The 15,960-nt window shown below is 67.0% G+C and carries 14 protein-coding genes and 1 pseudogene; 3 read left to right on the top strand and 12 right to left on the bottom strand.

Going from position 1 to position 15,960, the window contains the following annotated elements; translation table 11 throughout:
• Positions 1-485: 485 nt before the first annotated feature.
• Positions 486-1,517, top strand: coding sequence for a PAS domain-containing protein (locus G6N41_RS05020; protein WP_198966772.1), 1,032 nt, complete (start codon positions 486-488; stop codon positions 1,515-1,517).
• An 8-nt stretch (positions 1,518-1,525) separates the two neighbouring features.
• On the opposite strand, the gene G6N41_RS05015 is transcribed toward G6N41_RS05020, so the two are convergent.
• The 7 genes and pseudogenes from G6N41_RS05015 to ssd all read right to left on the bottom strand — a co-directional run bounded on the left by G6N41_RS05015 (position 1,526) and on the right by ssd (position 6,084).
• Positions 1,526-1,849, bottom strand: a complete 324-nt coding sequence (locus tag G6N41_RS05015; RefSeq protein WP_231608827.1) for an Rv3654c family TadE-like protein — start codon at positions 1,847-1,849, stop codon at positions 1,526-1,528.
• Between the two features lie 31 nt (positions 1,850-1,880).
• Positions 1,881-2,168: a TadE family type IV pilus minor pilin gene (locus tag G6N41_RS28010; RefSeq protein ID WP_220075384.1), complete on the bottom strand. Its 288-nt coding sequence runs from the start codon at positions 2,166-2,168 to the stop codon at positions 1,881-1,883.
• Between the two features lie 35 nt (positions 2,169-2,203).
• A complete protein-coding gene (locus tag G6N41_RS05010; RefSeq protein ID WP_011741860.1) occupies positions 2,204-2,404 on the bottom strand; it encodes a DUF4244 domain-containing protein in 201 nt (66 codons plus the stop codon).
• Between the two features lie 24 nt (positions 2,405-2,428).
• Positions 2,429-3,031, bottom strand: a complete 603-nt coding sequence (locus G6N41_RS05005) for a type II secretion system F family protein (RefSeq protein WP_198966771.1) — start codon at positions 3,029-3,031, stop codon at positions 2,429-2,431.
• A gap of 25 nt (positions 3,032-3,056) precedes the next feature.
• Positions 3,057-3,860 (bottom strand): type II secretion system F family protein, encoded by an 804-nt coding sequence (locus tag G6N41_RS05000; protein ID WP_198966770.1) that lies wholly within the window; start codon positions 3,858-3,860, stop codon positions 3,057-3,059.
• On the bottom strand, positions 3,857-5,026 hold the full coding sequence (locus G6N41_RS04995; protein WP_198966769.1) for a TadA family conjugal transfer-associated ATPase: 1,170 nt from the start codon (positions 5,024-5,026) through the stop codon (positions 3,857-3,859). The genes G6N41_RS05000 and G6N41_RS04995 overlap by 4 nt, the downstream gene beginning before the upstream one ends.
• Positions 5,023-6,084: pseudogene (ssd, locus tag G6N41_RS04990) on the bottom strand (septum site-determining protein Ssd). Before ssd ends, G6N41_RS04995 begins: the two are co-directional and overlap by 4 nt.
• Before the next feature lie 520 nt (positions 6,085-6,604).
• Between ssd and G6N41_RS04985 the strand changes: the two are divergent.
• Entirely contained in the window at positions 6,605-7,462 is an 858-nt protein-coding gene (locus tag G6N41_RS04985; protein ID WP_198966768.1) for an HAD-IB family hydrolase, read from the top strand.
• 492 nt (positions 7,463-7,954) lie between these two features.
• Here G6N41_RS04985 and G6N41_RS04980 read toward each other — a convergent pair whose 3' ends face one another.
• The 5 genes from G6N41_RS04980 to G6N41_RS04960 are packed head-to-tail and all read right to left on the bottom strand — an operon-like array spanning position 7,955 to position 13,807.
• A complete protein-coding gene (locus G6N41_RS04980) occupies positions 7,955-8,725 on the bottom strand; it encodes an oxidoreductase (protein ID WP_198966767.1) in 771 nt (256 codons plus the stop codon).
• A gap of 11 nt (positions 8,726-8,736) precedes the next feature.
• Positions 8,737-10,392, bottom strand: coding sequence for a dipeptide ABC transporter ATP-binding protein (locus G6N41_RS04975; protein ID WP_198966766.1), 1,656 nt, complete (start codon positions 10,390-10,392; stop codon positions 8,737-8,739).
• Positions 10,389-11,252 carry an ABC transporter permease gene (locus G6N41_RS04970; RefSeq protein ID WP_198966765.1) on the bottom strand — a complete coding sequence of 288 codons (864 nt, stop codon included), beginning with the start codon at positions 11,250-11,252 and terminating at the stop codon, positions 10,389-10,391. The genes G6N41_RS04975 and G6N41_RS04970 overlap by 4 nt, the downstream gene beginning before the upstream one ends.
• On the bottom strand, positions 11,245-12,171 hold the full coding sequence (locus tag G6N41_RS04965; RefSeq protein ID WP_198966764.1) for an ABC transporter permease: 927 nt from the start codon (positions 12,169-12,171) through the stop codon (positions 11,245-11,247). The genes G6N41_RS04970 and G6N41_RS04965 overlap by 8 nt, the downstream gene beginning before the upstream one ends.
• 1 nt (position 12,172) lies before the next feature.
• On the bottom strand, positions 12,173-13,807 hold the full coding sequence (locus G6N41_RS04960) for a peptide ABC transporter substrate-binding protein (protein ID WP_198967724.1): 1,635 nt from the start codon (positions 13,805-13,807) through the stop codon (positions 12,173-12,175).
• Between the two features lie 170 nt (positions 13,808-13,977).
• Between G6N41_RS04960 and acs the strand changes: the two genes are divergently transcribed.
• Positions 13,978-15,960 carry an acetate--CoA ligase gene (acs, locus tag G6N41_RS04955; RefSeq protein WP_407663722.1) on the top strand — a complete coding sequence of 661 codons (1,983 nt, stop codon included), beginning with the start codon at positions 13,978-13,980 and terminating at the stop codon, positions 15,958-15,960.

Here is a 15,960-nt window from a genome sequence, read left to right as displayed (position 1 = left end):
CGGGGCCCGGCCACGCAGGACTGGCATACCGGCTGTTCGCGAGTCATCTTGCACACCCGGCGGACGGCGACCGACCCCTCGACGGTCGACCTCCACCGATCTGGATGATGAGCCATCATCCCGTGCAGCGAACGGCTGGACTCACACAATCCGCTCACACCCCCGACGGTGCGGGTGCAGCAGAAAACTACCCGGATGTCACTAGGCGCGCAAATCACCACGCGTAGCGGCTTCCTTCGCTGCGGCCGTGCGGCGCCGCGGCCAACGAGCCGCTCAGCATCGGCGAGTTGCATTGCCGGGTAGCGGCATACGTTGCAGTTTCGCGCTGGTCAAAGGCCGGCTGGGCACGCCCGGGGGCAACCGGGACAGCGTGGTGGCGTTTGCCCGGATATGTCGGCAGGTATGCGCTGTGCGGCAACGGGATTCCAATATCGTTGGATACCCACCGACTCGTGGCCGCCTCTAGCGAACAGTAGACTGCGCCTATGACCCACGACTGGCTGCTCGTGGAGACCCTGGGGGACGAACCCGCGGTGGTCGCGCAGGGGCGTCAACTCAAAAGTCTCGTTCCGATCACCAAGTTCCTGCGCCGCAGCCCCTACCTTTCCGCAGTTCGCACCGCGATCGCCGAATCGCTACAGACTGGGCAGAGCCTGAACAGCATCACTCCCAAGAGCGACCGGGTGATCCGCACCGAACCAGTCGTGATGTCAGACGGCCGCATTCATGGTGTGCATGTGTGGACCGGTCCCGCCAACGAGGAGCCGCCCGAACGGCCAACGCCAGGCCCCCTCAAGTGGAATCTGACCCTGGGAGTGGCAACCGACACCCGGGAGTCGTTGGCCAACAGCGGCAAGAATCCGGACCTCGAAGTCACCTACGGCCGGGCCTTCGCCGAAGATCTGCCGTCCCGGGAGCTCAACCCGAACGAGACCAAGTTCCTGGCCATGGTCGTCAAACCGGAGCCAGGTCAAACTTTGTGCAGCACATGGGATCTAAACGACTGGCGCGGGAAGCCGATCCGAATCGGATTTGCCGTACGCAGCGCCCTGGAAGAGGGCCCAGACGGCCGTGAACACCTGGTCGCACGAGCGATCAATTGGCGGGCCGAGCAGAAGGAACCGGTGGTGCCGATCGACGATCTGGCCCGGCGGATACTGAACGGACTTGCGCAAGTCGGAGTTCACCGCGCACTGGTTGACCTGAACAATTGGTCGCTGCTCAAGTGGCTCGATGAGCCGTGCTCCTTCTACGACTGGAGGCGAAGCGAGGAAGACGGGCCGCGGGTTCATCCCGACGACAGGCCTGTGATCGCTTCCATGACAGATAAATTCGCGAAAGGGGCGGCCAGCGCGGTGCTACGGCTACCCGGGCGCGGTGCTGACGAATGGGTGCCGGTCCACGTCACGGTCAACCGAATCGAACTCGAACCGGAGACGTTCGCCGGACTGATTTCGCTGCGATTGCCCAGCGAGGAAGAACTCGCCGAGGCCGGCCTTCCGGCGGCCGCAGAGTAGACCCGATTTCACTGTCGATGAATTGAGTGGGCCCGCTCTGGCGTATCGATCGGCCCGGCCCTGGCAACCGCGCGCGCGGCGCCCGCAAAGCCGATCGGCACCTCGACCGTGACGACCACGTCAAGCTCACGCACCACACATCCGACGTCACCGACCCGCATCGCCCGGGCCACCGCCGCTGCACGCGCGCAGGCCTGCGCCGCACCGGAGCTTAGCCGTGCCGCGCCGGCCAGTGCGGCAAGATCCGCCGACGTCTGAGCCCGGTGCCGGGCCACCATCGCCGCACCCAGGTACACACCGGTGCCGGCAATGCACAGCAAGACGGCAATCATCGAGGCCGCGAGCAAGGTAGCCGAACCGCGGTCATCCCGGCTCTGCGACGGCGACCGCCTCAACGGATATAGCCAATTCCGGCAATAGCTTTGAACGTGCAACCACCGAGACGAGCACCAGCTCACCGTCTCTTCGCAGCCGAACCCGCGCGGCCGGCGGCGCAATCGCTCGAGCGACCTGCAGGGCCGTGCCAGTGTCGCCACGCGCGGCCAACCGGGCCGCCTCGCGAGCGGCATCCACGCAGCGCAATTGCATTGACAACGCACAGATCCCGGCCAGACACAGCGCCAGCACCACGACCAGCGAGGCGATCGCCAGGGCCGCTTCAACACTGCTGAACCCGGCATCGGTACCTAGACCTTGGTGCTCAGCGCCCTGGTGATGATGCGGGTCAACGCGGACACGACCGAATCTCCGGTCACAACCGTGTACAGGATGGCCCCGAACGCGGCCGCTGCGATTGTGCCCAAAGCATATTCGACGGTGGACATGCCCGAGTCGTCGGTCGCCAGCAGGGTCAGGCGAGCCAGCATCACCCGAAAAATGTTGTTCATCAATATATTCCCTTCCCCGGATAGTCACAGCAGACCGGAATTCAGCACCTTGGCGGCCAACCCGGCCAGCACCGGAACAATGCCCAGACACACGAAGGCCGGTAGAAAACACAGCCCGAGGGGACCGGCAATGAGCACACCGGCACGTTCGGCGGCCGCCGTGGCCGCGTGCGTCGCATCGTGGCGTGACTGCGCGGCCAGTTCGCCGACAGCATCGGAGAGTGCGGCGCCGGAGCAAGCCGAGCGCCGCGCCAAGCGCAGCAACGCATCTACGTGGCCGTCGACCGAACTCAGCGGCAACTCCGGCGGGGCCGACCAGGCTACGGACGGGTCGGCGCCCAACACCAGCAACTCGGCGGCGCGCGACAGCACCCGCGCGAGCCCCGATGGCGCCGATCGGGCGGTCGCCGCGGCGGCGGCCGACACCGCCATGCCCGAGGCCAGACAAACGGCGAACACATCCAGGCACGATGCGAACGCCAGCGGATGCTCACCACGCGCTGGCCGGGTTGGCTGTTCCACCCCAAGCGCACCCGGGTGCGACGGCGTCCTGGGCCGTGCCCACACCGCCGCGCGCCGGCCCCCGACCGATAGCGCCATGGCCAACAAGATTGCGGCAATGCTCATGAGCGCGCCGCCAATCGGGGCCTGCTCATGGCATCACCCGGTCGGTGATCCGGTCCGACCACCACAGACCACCGGCCACCAGGGCCAGGCCGACCACCAGCAGCCAGCCGCCCAGATGCCCGCCGAGCAAGAAGGCCAACGGCTGGGCTCCGATGAGCTGCCCCAGCACCACCCCGAGTACCGGCAGCCCAGCCAGAATGCCCGCGCTGGCGCGGGCGCCGGCCAGTCCCGCCGAAACGTTTGCCGAAAATCGTTGACGTTGCGCGACATCACGTTGGGCGGCCCGCATCAGGGTGGCGATGGCCAGACCGTGGTCACTGGCCAATTGCCAGTACACGGCCAGTCGTTCCCAATGCGAGGGCAGGGCCGACCGCCGGTCGGCCGCACGCAGGCCACCGGTGACGTCAGCACCCAATCGGGCGTGTGCCGCCACACCACGCATGGCCGCAGCCACCGGACCATCGGTTTCGTCGGCGGCGACGCCGAATGCGCGCACCGGATGGGCACCCACGCGCAGCTCACCGACCAAAATCTCGAGTGCCGCCTCCAACGCCCGCCCCTCCCGCACGCCGCGGACACGGACCAGGCGCCGGCGACGACGCCGGCTCGCGGTGCCCGCCCCCACCGCGACCGCAAGCACGGTTGTCAGTGGCATCACCAGGACGGCGCCCGCCAGCGCGCAGGCGAGCAGACAGCCGAGCCATCGCGTTGCGGATAGCCAATTCGAGTGCCCACGAACATCGTTGACGGTGATCCGGCGCCGCACCGGAACCGACAGCACGGCGATCGCGGCCGCAACCATCAGCGCGGCCGGCACCAGACCGGTCATGGCGTCCCCCGCCCGCTGAGCAGGCCGCGCAACACGGCGCCGCCGTCTTGCGCCATGCCCCGGTCCGCGTGCCACGCGGTCACCGCCGCAACGAGACCGTCTTCGGCCCTGTGTAGAACGGCAATCTCGCTGAGCCGGCGCCGCCCGCCCTGATCGCGGGTGACGTGCAGCAGCACCTGCACCGCCGCGGCAAGCTGGCTGTGCAGCGCCGCGCGGTCCAAGCCCCCCAGGGCGCCCAGCGCCTCCAGCCGAGCCGGAACCTCACCGGGGCTGTTGGCGTGCACGGTGCCCGCGCCGCCCTCGTGTCCGGTGTTCAGCGTCGCGAGCAGGTCCACCACTTCGGCTCCCCGAACCTCGCCGACGACGATGCGGTCGGGCCGCATCCGCAGCGCCTGGCGGACGAGTTGGCGCAGCGTGACTTCGCCGGCGCCTTCGACATTCGCGCAGCGGGCCACCAGTTTGACCAGGTGTGGGTGCCTCGGAGCCAACTCCGCAGCGTCTTCGACGCACACGATCCGCTCCAAGCCGGCGACGGCTCCCAACATCGCGGCGAGCAGGGTCGTCTTTCCGGCACCGGTACCCCCGCACACCAGGAATGCCAGACGCGCGGCAAGGATTTCACCGACCAGCTCGGCGGCTTGCTCGGCGATCGCGCCGGAGGCGATGAGCGCCGCCAGATCCACTGTGGTGGGCCACAGCACGCGCAGCGACAGGCAGGTGCCGGCGGCGGCCACCGGTGGCAGCACGGCGTGCAGCCGCACCGTCAGTCCACCGGTACCGATCCCACCGAGATGTCCGTCCACCCAGGGTTGCGCGTCATCGAGCCGGCGTCCCGCCGCCAACGCCAGCCGTTGCGCCAGCCGCCGCACCGCCGCCTCGTCGGCGAATCGAACCTCGCTGCGGCGCAGCCCGTTTCCATCGTCAACCCACACCGCGTCGGGCGCGGTGACAAGGACGTCCGTGGTGCCGTCGGCACACAACAGAGGCTCGAGAATGCCGGCACCGGTCATCTCGGTCTGCAGCACCCGAAGATTGGCGAGCACCTCCGTGTCGCCAAGCATCCCGCCAGACTCGGCGCGGATCGCCGCCGCCACCACGCTGGGTCTCAGCGGCCCGGGTTCGGCCGTCAGCCGCTCACGGACACGTTCGATCAGTGGTCCGTTCATGCGGCCCGACCGCCCGGTACCGCCGTCGAATTCGGCAGTAGCGCGAGCACCCGGCGGGCCGCGGCGGCCAGCGGCGATCGCCTCCGCAATCGCAGTCCGCCGTGTTCGAGTTGCTCGACCAGCCGAGGCTGCACTCGCATCGATGCAAGCAAAGGCACCCCGGCAATATCGGCCACCTCCGCCGCCCGCAACCCGCCCGGCGACGGCCCGCGCACCACCAGTCCCAGGTTGGGATTGATCGTGGCGAGCACCGGAACGATCGTTGCGGTGGCAGCGCAGGAGCGTACGTCGCAGGGACAGACCAGCACGACGAGATCGGCGCGGTCCAGTGCGACCTGCACGGCGTCGGTCAGCCGTCGGGGAAGATCACAGACCACGGTCACTGCACCGCGGCGACCGGCGTCGATGAGCGCGCCAACCGCACCGCAATCCAACTCCTGGCCGCGCCGGGTACCCGACAGCAGGCTTATCCCCCGGTGCCGCGGCAGGCCATCGCGCACGGCCAACCAGGCCAACCGTCCGCCCTGCAAGGACAGGTCCGGCCAGCGTAGGCCGGGGAGGTTTTCGCAACCCATCAGCAGATCGATGCCCCCACCCCAGGGGTCCAGGTCAACCAGCAGAGCATCGGCGGCACTTTGGGCCAGGGCGGCCGCGAACAACGAAACCCCCGCTCCGCCACTGCCTCCGATGACGGCAATCACCTGGCCGACCTCGCCGCCACGACCCTCGTCCCGCGCTGCCTCGACCGCTTCGGCGAGTTCGCGGATCAATTCACCCTCTTGTTCGGGCATCTGCAACACGGCGCCGGCGCCGATCGCGACGGCGGTCGCCCAGGTATCGGTCCCGGCCTCAGCTCCGGTCAGCAGGCAGACGTGGGCGCGCCGGGGCAAGGCGGCTTGGCTCAAACCCCGCGCTGCCGCGGGATCGAGCACCACGGCGCCAGCGGCCGACCACGCCTTTCACGTCACCGGTTTGCGACCGTCGCCATGGACGATCCGAACGCCCACGGCCGCGGCGACTCGATCCAGCTCGTCACGCAGCTTCGGGTCGACAAGCATCGCCAACACGCCGGCGCTGTCGGTCGCGGGATGAAGTGGCTTGGTCACTCAGCTACCGTGCCGGCCGAGCGCCCGTGCCCACCAGGGTCAATCGCGAATTTGTGGAAAGAGACGCAGCTGTGCACAATCGAGCGGGCCGCCCGGCTCCGAGCCGGCCCGGACCACCAGCACTTCGAGAATCTCCGCAACTCCCCAGAGAGCGCCAAAACGGGTGCCGCAAGGCGTTGGAGTGACGGAGGCGAAAATTTTTTACACCACAAAAGGGACGACCCCCGCCAGGGGGGGAGGCGGAAGTCGTCGTGCTTCAGCCCCGGGGGGTCGGACTGATGCACCCTCGGCTCGTGGCCGAGTAATGCTTACTATACACATGCCAGACTGGATTAACGCAAGTATCGGTGCAAATCGAAAAATGCGGCTTGAGCCGTACAAATAAGGGCAACACGTCGACAACATTCATTGTCAATCGCCGTCGCGGACGGCGCGATCACGGCTCGACAGACCGCACACCTATGCTGGTCTGGTGACCGTCTCCGACCCGGCCGCGCAGCAGCAAGACTCACCGCAGTCACCGGAAAAGCCTCCTGCGCGCGCCCGCACCGCGGCGTTTTTCGACCTGGACAAGACGATCATCGCCAAATCCAGCACGCTGGCGTTCAGCAAACCTTTCTTCGCGCAGGGCCTGATGAACCGACGAGCCGTGCTCAAATCCAGCTATGCGCAGTTCATCTTTCTGCTTTCCGGCGCCGACCATGACCAGATGGACCGGATGCGCACCCACATGACCAACATGTGCACCGGCTGGGACGCGGAACAGGTGAAGTCGATAGTCAACGAGACGCTGCACGACATCGTGACGCCGCTGGTTTTCGCCGAAGCCGCAGACCTCATAGCCGGCCACAAACTGTGTGGACGTGACGTCGTGGTGGTCTCCGCCTCCGGCGAGGAGATTGTGGGCCCGATCGCCCGCGCGTTGGGCGCCACCCACGCAATGGCGACCCGGATGGTCGTGGCGGCCGGTAAGTACACCGGCGAGGTCGCCTTCTATTGCTACGGCGAAGGCAAGGTTCAGGCGATTCGCGAGCTGGCCGCCCGTGAGGGCTATCCGCTGGAACACTGCTACGCCTACTCCGACTCGATCACCGATCTGCCCATGCTCGAGGCCGTCGGCCACCCCTCGGTGGTCAACCCCGACCGCGGCTTGCGCAGGGAAGCCATGGAGCGGGGTTGGCCGGTGTTGTCCTTCTCTCGCCCAGTGTCTTTGCGTGATCGCATCCCGGCACCGTCGGGCGCCGCGATCGCCACTAGCGCCGCGGTCGGAATCAGCGCACTGGCCGCCGGAGCGGTCAGCTACCTGTTGCTGCGCCGCTTCGCTTTCTAGCACCGACGTCCCGGCGCCAGCAGCTACCTCTCGAGCAAACGTTTTGCGCGCCCGAAAAATAAGTCGTTGCAGAACTTTCATGAATTAGGCCTTGCTGCGCCCAGGCTCCAGTAGTAGAAATGGAGTCACGGCAGCCCGGTGAAGCCAAGGTCGAACCGGAAGAGAAGGTTCGTCCTCCCGACCCGGGCACCCAGCACGGCCCCCGGAACCCACGCGGAGTCATAGCCGCGATAATGGCAGAAGTGTTGCGGGCCTGCGTAATTGCGAAATTCAGATGGTGCCGGCGGCCCTTTGGGTGGGGCTGCAGCCAGAAGGATCGCAAAAACGCCGAGGCCAACCCACGCAGCCCACAAATGCACGCTTGGTAACCGAGATCCGTGTTGGCGGGCGGCGATTCGAAAATCCTTTCGGTCGCCGCCCGCATTGCATTTCTGGAACAATTCCTATTTCGGTGCAATTGCGGCGCAAATGCGGGGCGCCAGCTATCAACGGCTAGCTACGCGGCACCGAGTTTGCGATCGCCAGAGCTTCCTGTGCCCCGGCCTCCATCGCTCGGCAACACAGCACCAACCAGGCCGCCAGCCCGGCGGGCGTGCCCTCGGCGAATCGATCCGCGGCATCGCGGTAGCCAACGGGCTGTCGCATCCAACTCACCTCGGGCACCCCGAGTCCGTGCGGATCCAGTCCGGTCGCAATGGTCACCAGCCGCGACACCCCGCGGGCGACGACGCCGTCGGCGGTGCCAAACAGCCTCAGCGTCAACAGCTCTCCATGGGCGACCGCGGCGATAACGGGCGCCGACGCTCGCGTCGGTCGTGTCACCAGATCCGCAAGCAGTTCCAGACGAGGCCCGATGCCCGCGTCGGCGCGCGGGCGGCCCAACCCGCCGTCGGCCGCCAGGTCAGCGGCGGCCAGCATGTGCAGACGCGCCAGCGCCTGCAACGGCGCCTTCTGCCACACGCTGACCAACGGCCCCGCGCCGCCTTCGAGCGCCTGCGCCACTCGCAGCGCGCCCCCGAAGACCGGATCATTGACCACGGGGTCACCGGCGGACGCGTCCACCAAATCTTCCAGTCGCGTGGGACCACCGTCGAGCACCGAGGAGGCGCGGGCCCCGCGCAGCGCGGCCTCGGCAGCGGTCACCGGCCAGCCACGCAGGTTGGCCCGATGCCGGTGCGCCCGCCCCAGCGCTTCGCGGGCGCGGTCGCTGGCGTCACCGACGCCGGGGAGCTCCATCAGCGCGGCCAGCGGGTCAGCAGTCACAGCATGTCAACCTAGCGGGGAGCCACCGGGCCACCTGGAATGGCCTCCAGCAGGCGCTGCGTGTACCGCGCGCCGGGCCGGGTGAATACTTCCTCCGTTGGGGCATGTTCCACCACCTGACCGGCGCGCATGACCAGCACGTCGTCGGAGATTTGCCGCACGACCGCCAGATCATGGCTGATGAACAGGTACGCCAGGCCCAGGTCCGCCTGCAATTCGGCCAGCAGATCCAGAATCTGGGCCTGCACCAGCACATCGAGCGCCGAGACCGCCTCATCGCACACCAGCACGTCGGGGCGCAGCGCGAGCGCTCGGGCGATCGCCACGCGTTGCCGCTGGCCACCCGACAGCTCCCGGGGCAGCCGCCCCAACACCGACGACGGCAGCGCCACCTGGTCGACGAGCTCGGCCACCATCTGCCGGCGCTGCGCACGGTCGCCGACGCGGTGGATGCGCAACGGTTCCTCGATGGCGCGAAACACCGAGTACATCGGATCCAGGCTGCTGTACGGGTTCTGGAACACCGGCTGTATCCGGCGCCGAAAGGCCAGCTGCGCGTCGCGATCCAACTTGTCCGGCTGGATTCGGGCTCCGTCGAAGGACACCGTGCCCGAGGTCGGTTGCAGCAGACCCAGCACCATGCGCACGACCGTTGATTTGCCCGATCCCGACTCGCCCACGATGGCCAAGGTGCTCGCCCGCCGCAATCGGAACGACACGCTATCGACGGCCCGAAACTCGCCGCGCCGCCAGGGCGCGCCCCGGGACTCCCGATAGATCTTGGTCAATTCCGAGACGCTCAGGATGTCGCCGCAACCACCGGCGGGCTGGTCCGCCCCGCCAGGAACCGGGCCCCTCGCCGGCGCTCGGCGCGGGTCACGCACCGTCAACGACGGTGCGGCGGCCACCAGTCGCTTGGTGTATTCGTGCTGCGGACTGCGCAGAATGTCGCTTGCGGTACCGGATTCCACCACCACGCCGTGATGGACAACCAGCACCGACTCGGCCCGTTCGGCCGCCAGCGCCAGGTCGTGGGTGATCAGCAGCAGCGCGGTGCCGAGCTCGTCGGTTCGGCGCTGCAAATGGTCGAGCACCTGACGCTGCACGGTGACGTCCAGTGCCGACGTCGGCTCGTCAGCGATGAGCAAAGCGGGCCGGCCGGCCAGCCCGATGGCGATCAAGGCGCGCTGGCACATGCCGCCGGACAGTTGATGTGGGTAGCGCTGGGCGTGCTTGTCCGGGTCCGGCATCCCGGCCTGGGCCAGCAGCTCTACCGTGCGCCGTCGCGCGTCGCGCCCATCGGTGTTGGCCCGCAATGCCTCCCGGATCTGAAAGCCGACCTTCCAAACCGGGTTGAGATTGGTCATCGGGTCCTGGGGAACGTAGCCGATCTCGCGGCCCCGAATGGTGCGCATCACGCGCCGGTCCGCCGAGGTGATGTCACGTCCGTCGAAAATGATGCGGCCAGCGGTAATTCGGCCACCGGGGGCCAGCAGCCCCAGGACAGCCGCGGCCGCGGTGGACTTGCCGGATCCCGACTCTCCCACCACCGCAACGGTTTGCCCGCGATAAACGCTCAGATCCATGCCGGCAACCACGGGTTCGTCGGTGCCGAACCGGACCTGCAGGCCGTGCACCGACAACAGCGGGGCCGCCGCGGTGCTCATGCCCGCCACGCCCGTGATGCCGGATCCAGGGCGTCGCGTAACGCGTCACCCATCATCATGAAGGCCAGCACGGTCACCGCCAGCGCACCGGCGGGATAGAACAGGATGGGCGAGCCGGCCCGCAGTCGCATCTGCGCCACGTTGATGTCGCCACCCCAGGACACCACCGTCGGCGGCAGGCCCACCCCGAGGTATGACAGCGTGGCTTCGGTGACGATGAAGATGCCCAGGGCCACCGTGGCTACCGCGATCACCGGCCCGATCGCGTTGGGCAGCGCGTGGCGCAACAGGATCTGAAACCGGCTCATTCCCAATGCTTTGGCGGCCAGAACGAAGTCGCTGCCGCGCACCTCGAGCACCGAACTGCGGGCGATCCGGGCTATCTGCGGCCAGCCGAACAACGCCAGGATGGCGATCACGGTCCACACCGTGCGGTGATGCATCACCTGCATGAGCACGATCGCGGCCAGCAGCAGAGGCAGACCGAAGAAGATATCCGTGATGCGCGAAACCACCGCGTCCAGCCAGCCTCCGTAGTAGCCGGCCAGGGCACCCACCGTCACGCCGAGGATGAACGCGGCCGCCGTCGCACCCAGTCCCACCACGACCGAGGCGCGGGCTCCGTAGACGGTGCGTGCGTAGATGTCATGGCCCTGCAGGTCGGTGCCGAACCAATGCGCCGTAGACGGGCTCAACATGCTCTGGCTGGGATCGGCGTAGCTAGGGTCGATCCCGGTGAACAGGGACGGAAACGCGGCGACGACGAGAATGAACACGATCAGGACGGCCGCGATGACGAACTTGGGCCGCCGCCGCAAGCCGCCGAGGATATCGAACCAAAAACCCCCGAGCTCAGCCATATCTGATCCGTGGGTCCAGCGCCGCGTAGAGCAGATCCACCAGCAGATTGGTGAGCAGATAAACCATGACAAGCACCGTCACGATCGACACCACCGTCGGCGCCTCCTGCCGGGTGACCGCCTGATACAGCACCCCGCCGACACCGTGGATGTTGAAAATGCCTTCGGTCACCACCGCGCCGCCCATCAGCGCGCCCAAATCCGCGCCCAGAAACGTCACCACCGGGATCAGTGAGTTACGCAGAATGTGCACCGTCACCACCCGGGGCCGCGACAACCCCTTTGCCGTCGCGGTGCGGACGTAGTCGGCATGGGCGTTGGCGGCCACCGCGGAACGCGTCAGCCGCACCACGTAGGCGAATGACACCGCACCCAACACCATCCCGGGTAACAGCAACCGGTCCAAAGTCGTCCTGGCCCCGACCGTGACCGACGCCAGCCCCAGTCCCACACCGAAGAGGTATTGCGCCAGGAAGCCCAGCACGAAGATCGGCACCGCGATGATGATCAGCCCGGTAAGCAGCACCGTAGCGTCGAAGATGCCGCCTTGGCGCAATCCGGCGATCACCCCGAAGCCGATCCCCAGCACGGCCTCGACCGCGAGCGCGATCAAGGCCAGCCGAATGGTCACCGGGAATGCATGCGCCAGAACAGCACTGACCGGCAGCCCGGAATATGCGCGGCCCAGGTCGCCGTGCAGGACACCACCCAGGTAGTGGGCATACTGCACCAGGAATGGATCGTCGAGGTGATAGCGCGCGCGCAGCTGCTGCGCCACCGCGGGCGTCAACGGCCGATCGCCGGCGATGGCCGCCAACGGATCCCCGGGCAGCAGGAACACCATGCCGTAGATCAGCAGTGTCGCGCCGAGAAACACCGGCACCATCGCCAAGATCCGGCGAGCTACGTACCAAACCATGTCAGGCCTTGACCAGGTTCTCGTAGTCGGGCATACCGTTCCACGTCACCTGCACATTGCTGACCTCGGTGGACCACCCGACAACGGCGATGTAGTCCCACAGCGGGATCGTTGGCATGTCGTGAAAGAGGATTCGCTGCGCGACATTGGCCAGCCGATCGGCCTCCTGCAGGGTGGGCGCGGCCGCGGCAGCCGCCAGGGCGTCGTCAAACTCCTGGCTGGAATAGCCGACATCGTTGGATCCCGCACCGGTTCCGTATAGCGGAGACAGGAACTCGATCATCGAGGGAAAGTCGCCCTGCCACCCCGCGCGAAATGCGGTGTCGATGGTTCGGTTGGTGATCTGGGTGCGCAAACCCGCGAAGGTGGGCTGCGGCGCACCCATCGCGTCGATTCCCAGCACATTCTTGATGCTGTTGGCCACCGCGTCCACCCACTCCTGATGGCCGCTGTCGGCGTTGTAGGCGATGGCGTAGCTGCCGCTCCACGGTGAGATCGCGTTGGCCTGCGCCCAAAGTTGCCGCGCCCGCTGCGGGTTGAAGTCCAGGGCATCGTTACCCGGAATGTGGGGGTCGAATCCGGGCAATGACCGGGCCGTGAAATCGCGCGCGGCGCTGCGGGTTCCGTTGAAGATCTGCTGGCAGATCTGGGGCCGGTCGATGGCCGCCGACAGCGCCAACCTGCGCAACCGCCCCTCCTCCCCACCAAAATGTGCCAACCGCAACGGCGTATCCAGGGTCTGGTTTATCGCGGCAGGGCCGCTGGTGGCGTTGTCCCCGAGGTGGCGCCCATAGACGGTGAGCGCGCTGGACGGAATCGTATCCAGGACATCGAGATTGCCGGACAACAGATCGGAGTAAGCGGTTTCGAGGTTGGCGTAGAACTCGAAGCGCAGCCCTTTGTTGCGGGGTTTGCGATTGCCCCGGTAGTCCGGATTGGGCACCAGGTCGATCTTGACGTTGTGTTCCCACGCCGGTTCCTCGCCGCCACTGTCCAGCCGGTATGGGCCGTTGCCGATCGGGTTGCGGCCAAACGCGGCCATGTCCTTGAAGGCGGCCTCGGGCAGTGGATAGAACGAGCTATGTCCCAGGCTCAACATAAAATCGATGGTCGGCGCGCGCAGCCGCACGGTGAACTCCCGGTTGTTGACCACATGCAATCCCGACATCGTGGTCGGCTTTCCTTCCCCCGGCTCACCGGCTACCTCCTCGTATCCCTCGATCGGGCTGAAGAAGTGTTGTTGCAGTTGTGCATTCGCGCTCAGCGCCCCATAGTTCCAGGCGTCGACAAACGAATGCGCGGTTACCGGTGAGCCGTCAGTGAATCTCCAGCCGGGTTTGAGAAGGATCCGGTAGTTGACGTTGTCGGTGGTGTCGATCGACTGCGCCACCTCCAGCGACAGCTTGCCCTTGGCGTCATAGGACACCAGGCCGGCGAACAGGCGGTCGATGATGCGACCGCCGTAGCTGTCGTTGGTGCCGGTCGGGATCAGGGGGTTCGGCGGCTCCCCACCGTTGACCAGCACCAGATCGGGGCTGAGCACGCCGCCGCCGCAGGCCACCACCGGTGAGACCGCCAGCAACACGGCGGCGACGACTGCCAGGGTGGCCCGCATCCGCCGCATGACAGCGACCATACTGGCCCCCGCCGCGCCGCCGAGTAGAGCGCCGGGCAGCCGGCTCATTGTCATCGGTGCCGTCCTGATGGCGATCGGCGCGTTGGCGATATCGCGGCGACGTTCCCCCAGGCCATCAGTGGCATTTACATCTCGGCGAGTTAGGCTCACGCCGAGCGAAGAAGAGCTCGATGAAGCTCAACATAGGAGACCCGCCAGTGACCGCCACCAGTGCTGAAGAACCGTCGTCCTACCCTCCCCCGGCCGAGTTCATCGAGCAGGCGAACGCCCTCGCCGAGTTGTACCGCGAGGCCGAAGAGGACCGGCTCGCATTCTGGGCCAAACAGGCCGACCGGTTGTCCTGGGCCACCCCATTCGGTGAGGTCTTGGACTGGTCGGATGCGCCGTTCGCCAAATGGTTTGTCGGCGGCAAGCTCAACGTCGCTTACAACTGCGTGGATCGCCATGTCGAGGCCGGCAACGGGGATCGCGTCGCGATCCACTGGGTAGGCGAGCCGATCGAGGACAGCCGCACGCTGACCTACGCCGATCTGCAGGCCGAAGTATCCAAGGCGGCCAACGCGCTGACCGGCCTCGGCCTGGTGGCCGGCGACCGGGTCGCCATCTATCTGCCGTTGATCCCCGAGGCCGTGATCGCGATGCTGGCCTGCGCGCGGCTAGGAATCATGCACAGCGTGGTCTTCGGCGGTTTTACCGCCAACGCTCTGCACGCCCGGATCGTCGACGCCCAGGCCAAGCTGCTGATCACCAGCGACGGGCAGTTCCGTCGCGGCCATCCGGCTCCGCTCAAGGACGCGGCCGACGAGGCGGTCAGTCAGCCGGACAGCCCCGTCGAGCATGTCCTGGTGGTGCGGCGCACCGGAATCGACGTGTACTGGAACGACGAACGCGACCTGTGGTGGCATGACGTCGTCGACTCGGCGTCACCCGAACACACACCGGAGCCCTTCGACGCCGAGCAGCCACTGTTTCTGCTGTACACGTCGGGGACCACGGGCAAGCCCAAGGGCATCGTGCACACCAGCGGCGGCTACCTCACCCAGTGCTGTTACACGGTGCACACCATCTTCGACGTCAAGCCCGCGACCGACGTGTTCTGGTGCACCGCCGACATCGGCTGGGTCACCGGCCACACCTATGGCGTGTACGGTCCGCTGGCCAACGGCATCACCGAGGTCCTCTACGAGGGCACCCCCAATACGCCCGACGAACACCGTCACTTCCAGATCATCGAAAAATACGGTGTCACAATCTATTACACCGCCCCGACGCTGATTCGCACCTTCATGAAATGGGGCCGCGCGATCCCGGACGCACATGACCTGTCCAGCCTGCGGCTGCTGGGCTCGGTCGGCGAACCGATCAACCCCGAGGCCTGGCGCTGGTACCGCGACGTCGTCGGCGCCGGAAACACGCCGATTGTGGACACCTGGTGGCAGACCGAGACCGGCTCGGCGATGATCTCACCGCTGCCCGGGATCGCGGCGGCAAAACCCGGGTCGGCGATGACTCCGCTGCCCGGCATCTCGGCCAAGGTGGTCGACGATCATGGCGATCCGCTGGCCCCGGAGACCGATGAGGGCACGCACGTCACCGGCTACCTGGTCCTGGACCAGCCATGGCCATCGATGCTGCGCGGCATCTGGGGCGACCCCGCGCGATTCCACTACGCCTACTGGTCGAAGTTCGAGGACAAGGGCTACTACTTCGCCGGGGACGGGGCCCGCCTCGACTCCGACGGGGCGATCTGGGTGCTGGGCCGTATCGATGACGTGATGAACGTGTCCGGGCACCGCATCTCCACCGCGGAGGTGGAATCGGCACTCGTCGGTCACCCGGGTGTGGCTGAGGCGGCGGTCGTCGGGGTGGTCGACGACACCACCACGCAGGCCATCTGCGCGTTCGTCGTGCTACGCAGCAACTACGAGCAGCACGACGGGACCAGCGACGAGTTGCGTGCCGAGGTGGCCGAGGCGATCTCGCCCATCGCCCGCCCACGGGAGGTCCACGTGGTGCCGGAGCTGCCCAAGACCCGCAGCGGCAAGATCATGCGGCGGCTGCTGCGTGACATCGCCGAAAAGCGCGAGCTCGGCGACACCTCGACACTGCTCGATCCCACGGTGTTCGACGCGATTCGCAACGCCGCCAAATAG

It is taken from the genome of Mycobacterium shottsii (assembly GCF_010728525.1).
Classification (GTDB): domain Bacteria; phylum Actinomycetota; class Actinomycetes; order Mycobacteriales; family Mycobacteriaceae; genus Mycobacterium; species Mycobacterium marinum.
The sequence above is the reverse complement of the archived record's forward strand: the minus strand, read 5'-3'. Positions and strand labels throughout refer to the sequence as shown.

Excerpts from the sequence above, each read along its gene's own strand:
- G6N41_RS05000 (WP_198966770.1), bottom strand. The coding sequence starts at position 3,860 with ATGACCGGTCTGGTGCCGGCCGCGCTGATGGTTGCGGCCGCGATCGCC.
- G6N41_RS04965 (WP_198966764.1), bottom strand. The coding sequence starts at position 12,171 with ATGGTTTGGTACGTAGCTCGCCGGATCTTGGCGATGGTGCCGGTGTTT.
- acs (WP_407663722.1), top strand. The coding sequence starts at position 13,978 with ATGAAGCTCAACATAGGAGACCCGCCAGTGACCGCCACCAGTGCTGAA.
- G6N41_RS05015 (WP_231608827.1), bottom strand. The coding sequence starts at position 1,849 with ATGATTGCCGTCTTGCTGTGCATTGCCGGCACCGGTGTGTACCTGGGT.
- G6N41_RS04970 (WP_198966765.1), bottom strand. The coding sequence starts at position 11,252 with ATGGCTGAGCTCGGGGGTTTTTGGTTCGATATCCTCGGCGGCTTGCGG.
- G6N41_RS04960 (WP_198967724.1), bottom strand. The coding sequence starts at position 13,807 with ATGGTCGCTGTCATGCGGCGGATGCGGGCCACCCTGGCAGTCGTCGCC.
- G6N41_RS04975 (WP_198966766.1), bottom strand. The coding sequence starts at position 10,392 with ATGAGCACCGCGGCGGCCCCGCTGTTGTCGGTGCACGGCCTGCAGGTC.
- G6N41_RS05005 (WP_198966771.1), bottom strand. The coding sequence starts at position 3,031 with ATGAGCATTGCCGCAATCTTGTTGGCCATGGCGCTATCGGTCGGGGGC.
- G6N41_RS05010 (WP_011741860.1), bottom strand. The coding sequence starts at position 2,404 with ATGAACAACATTTTTCGGGTGATGCTGGCTCGCCTGACCCTGCTGGCG.
- G6N41_RS05020 (WP_198966772.1), top strand. The coding sequence starts at position 486 with ATGACCCACGACTGGCTGCTCGTGGAGACCCTGGGGGACGAACCCGCG.
- G6N41_RS04995 (WP_198966769.1), bottom strand. The coding sequence starts at position 5,026 with ATGAACGGACCACTGATCGAACGTGTCCGTGAGCGGCTGACGGCCGAA.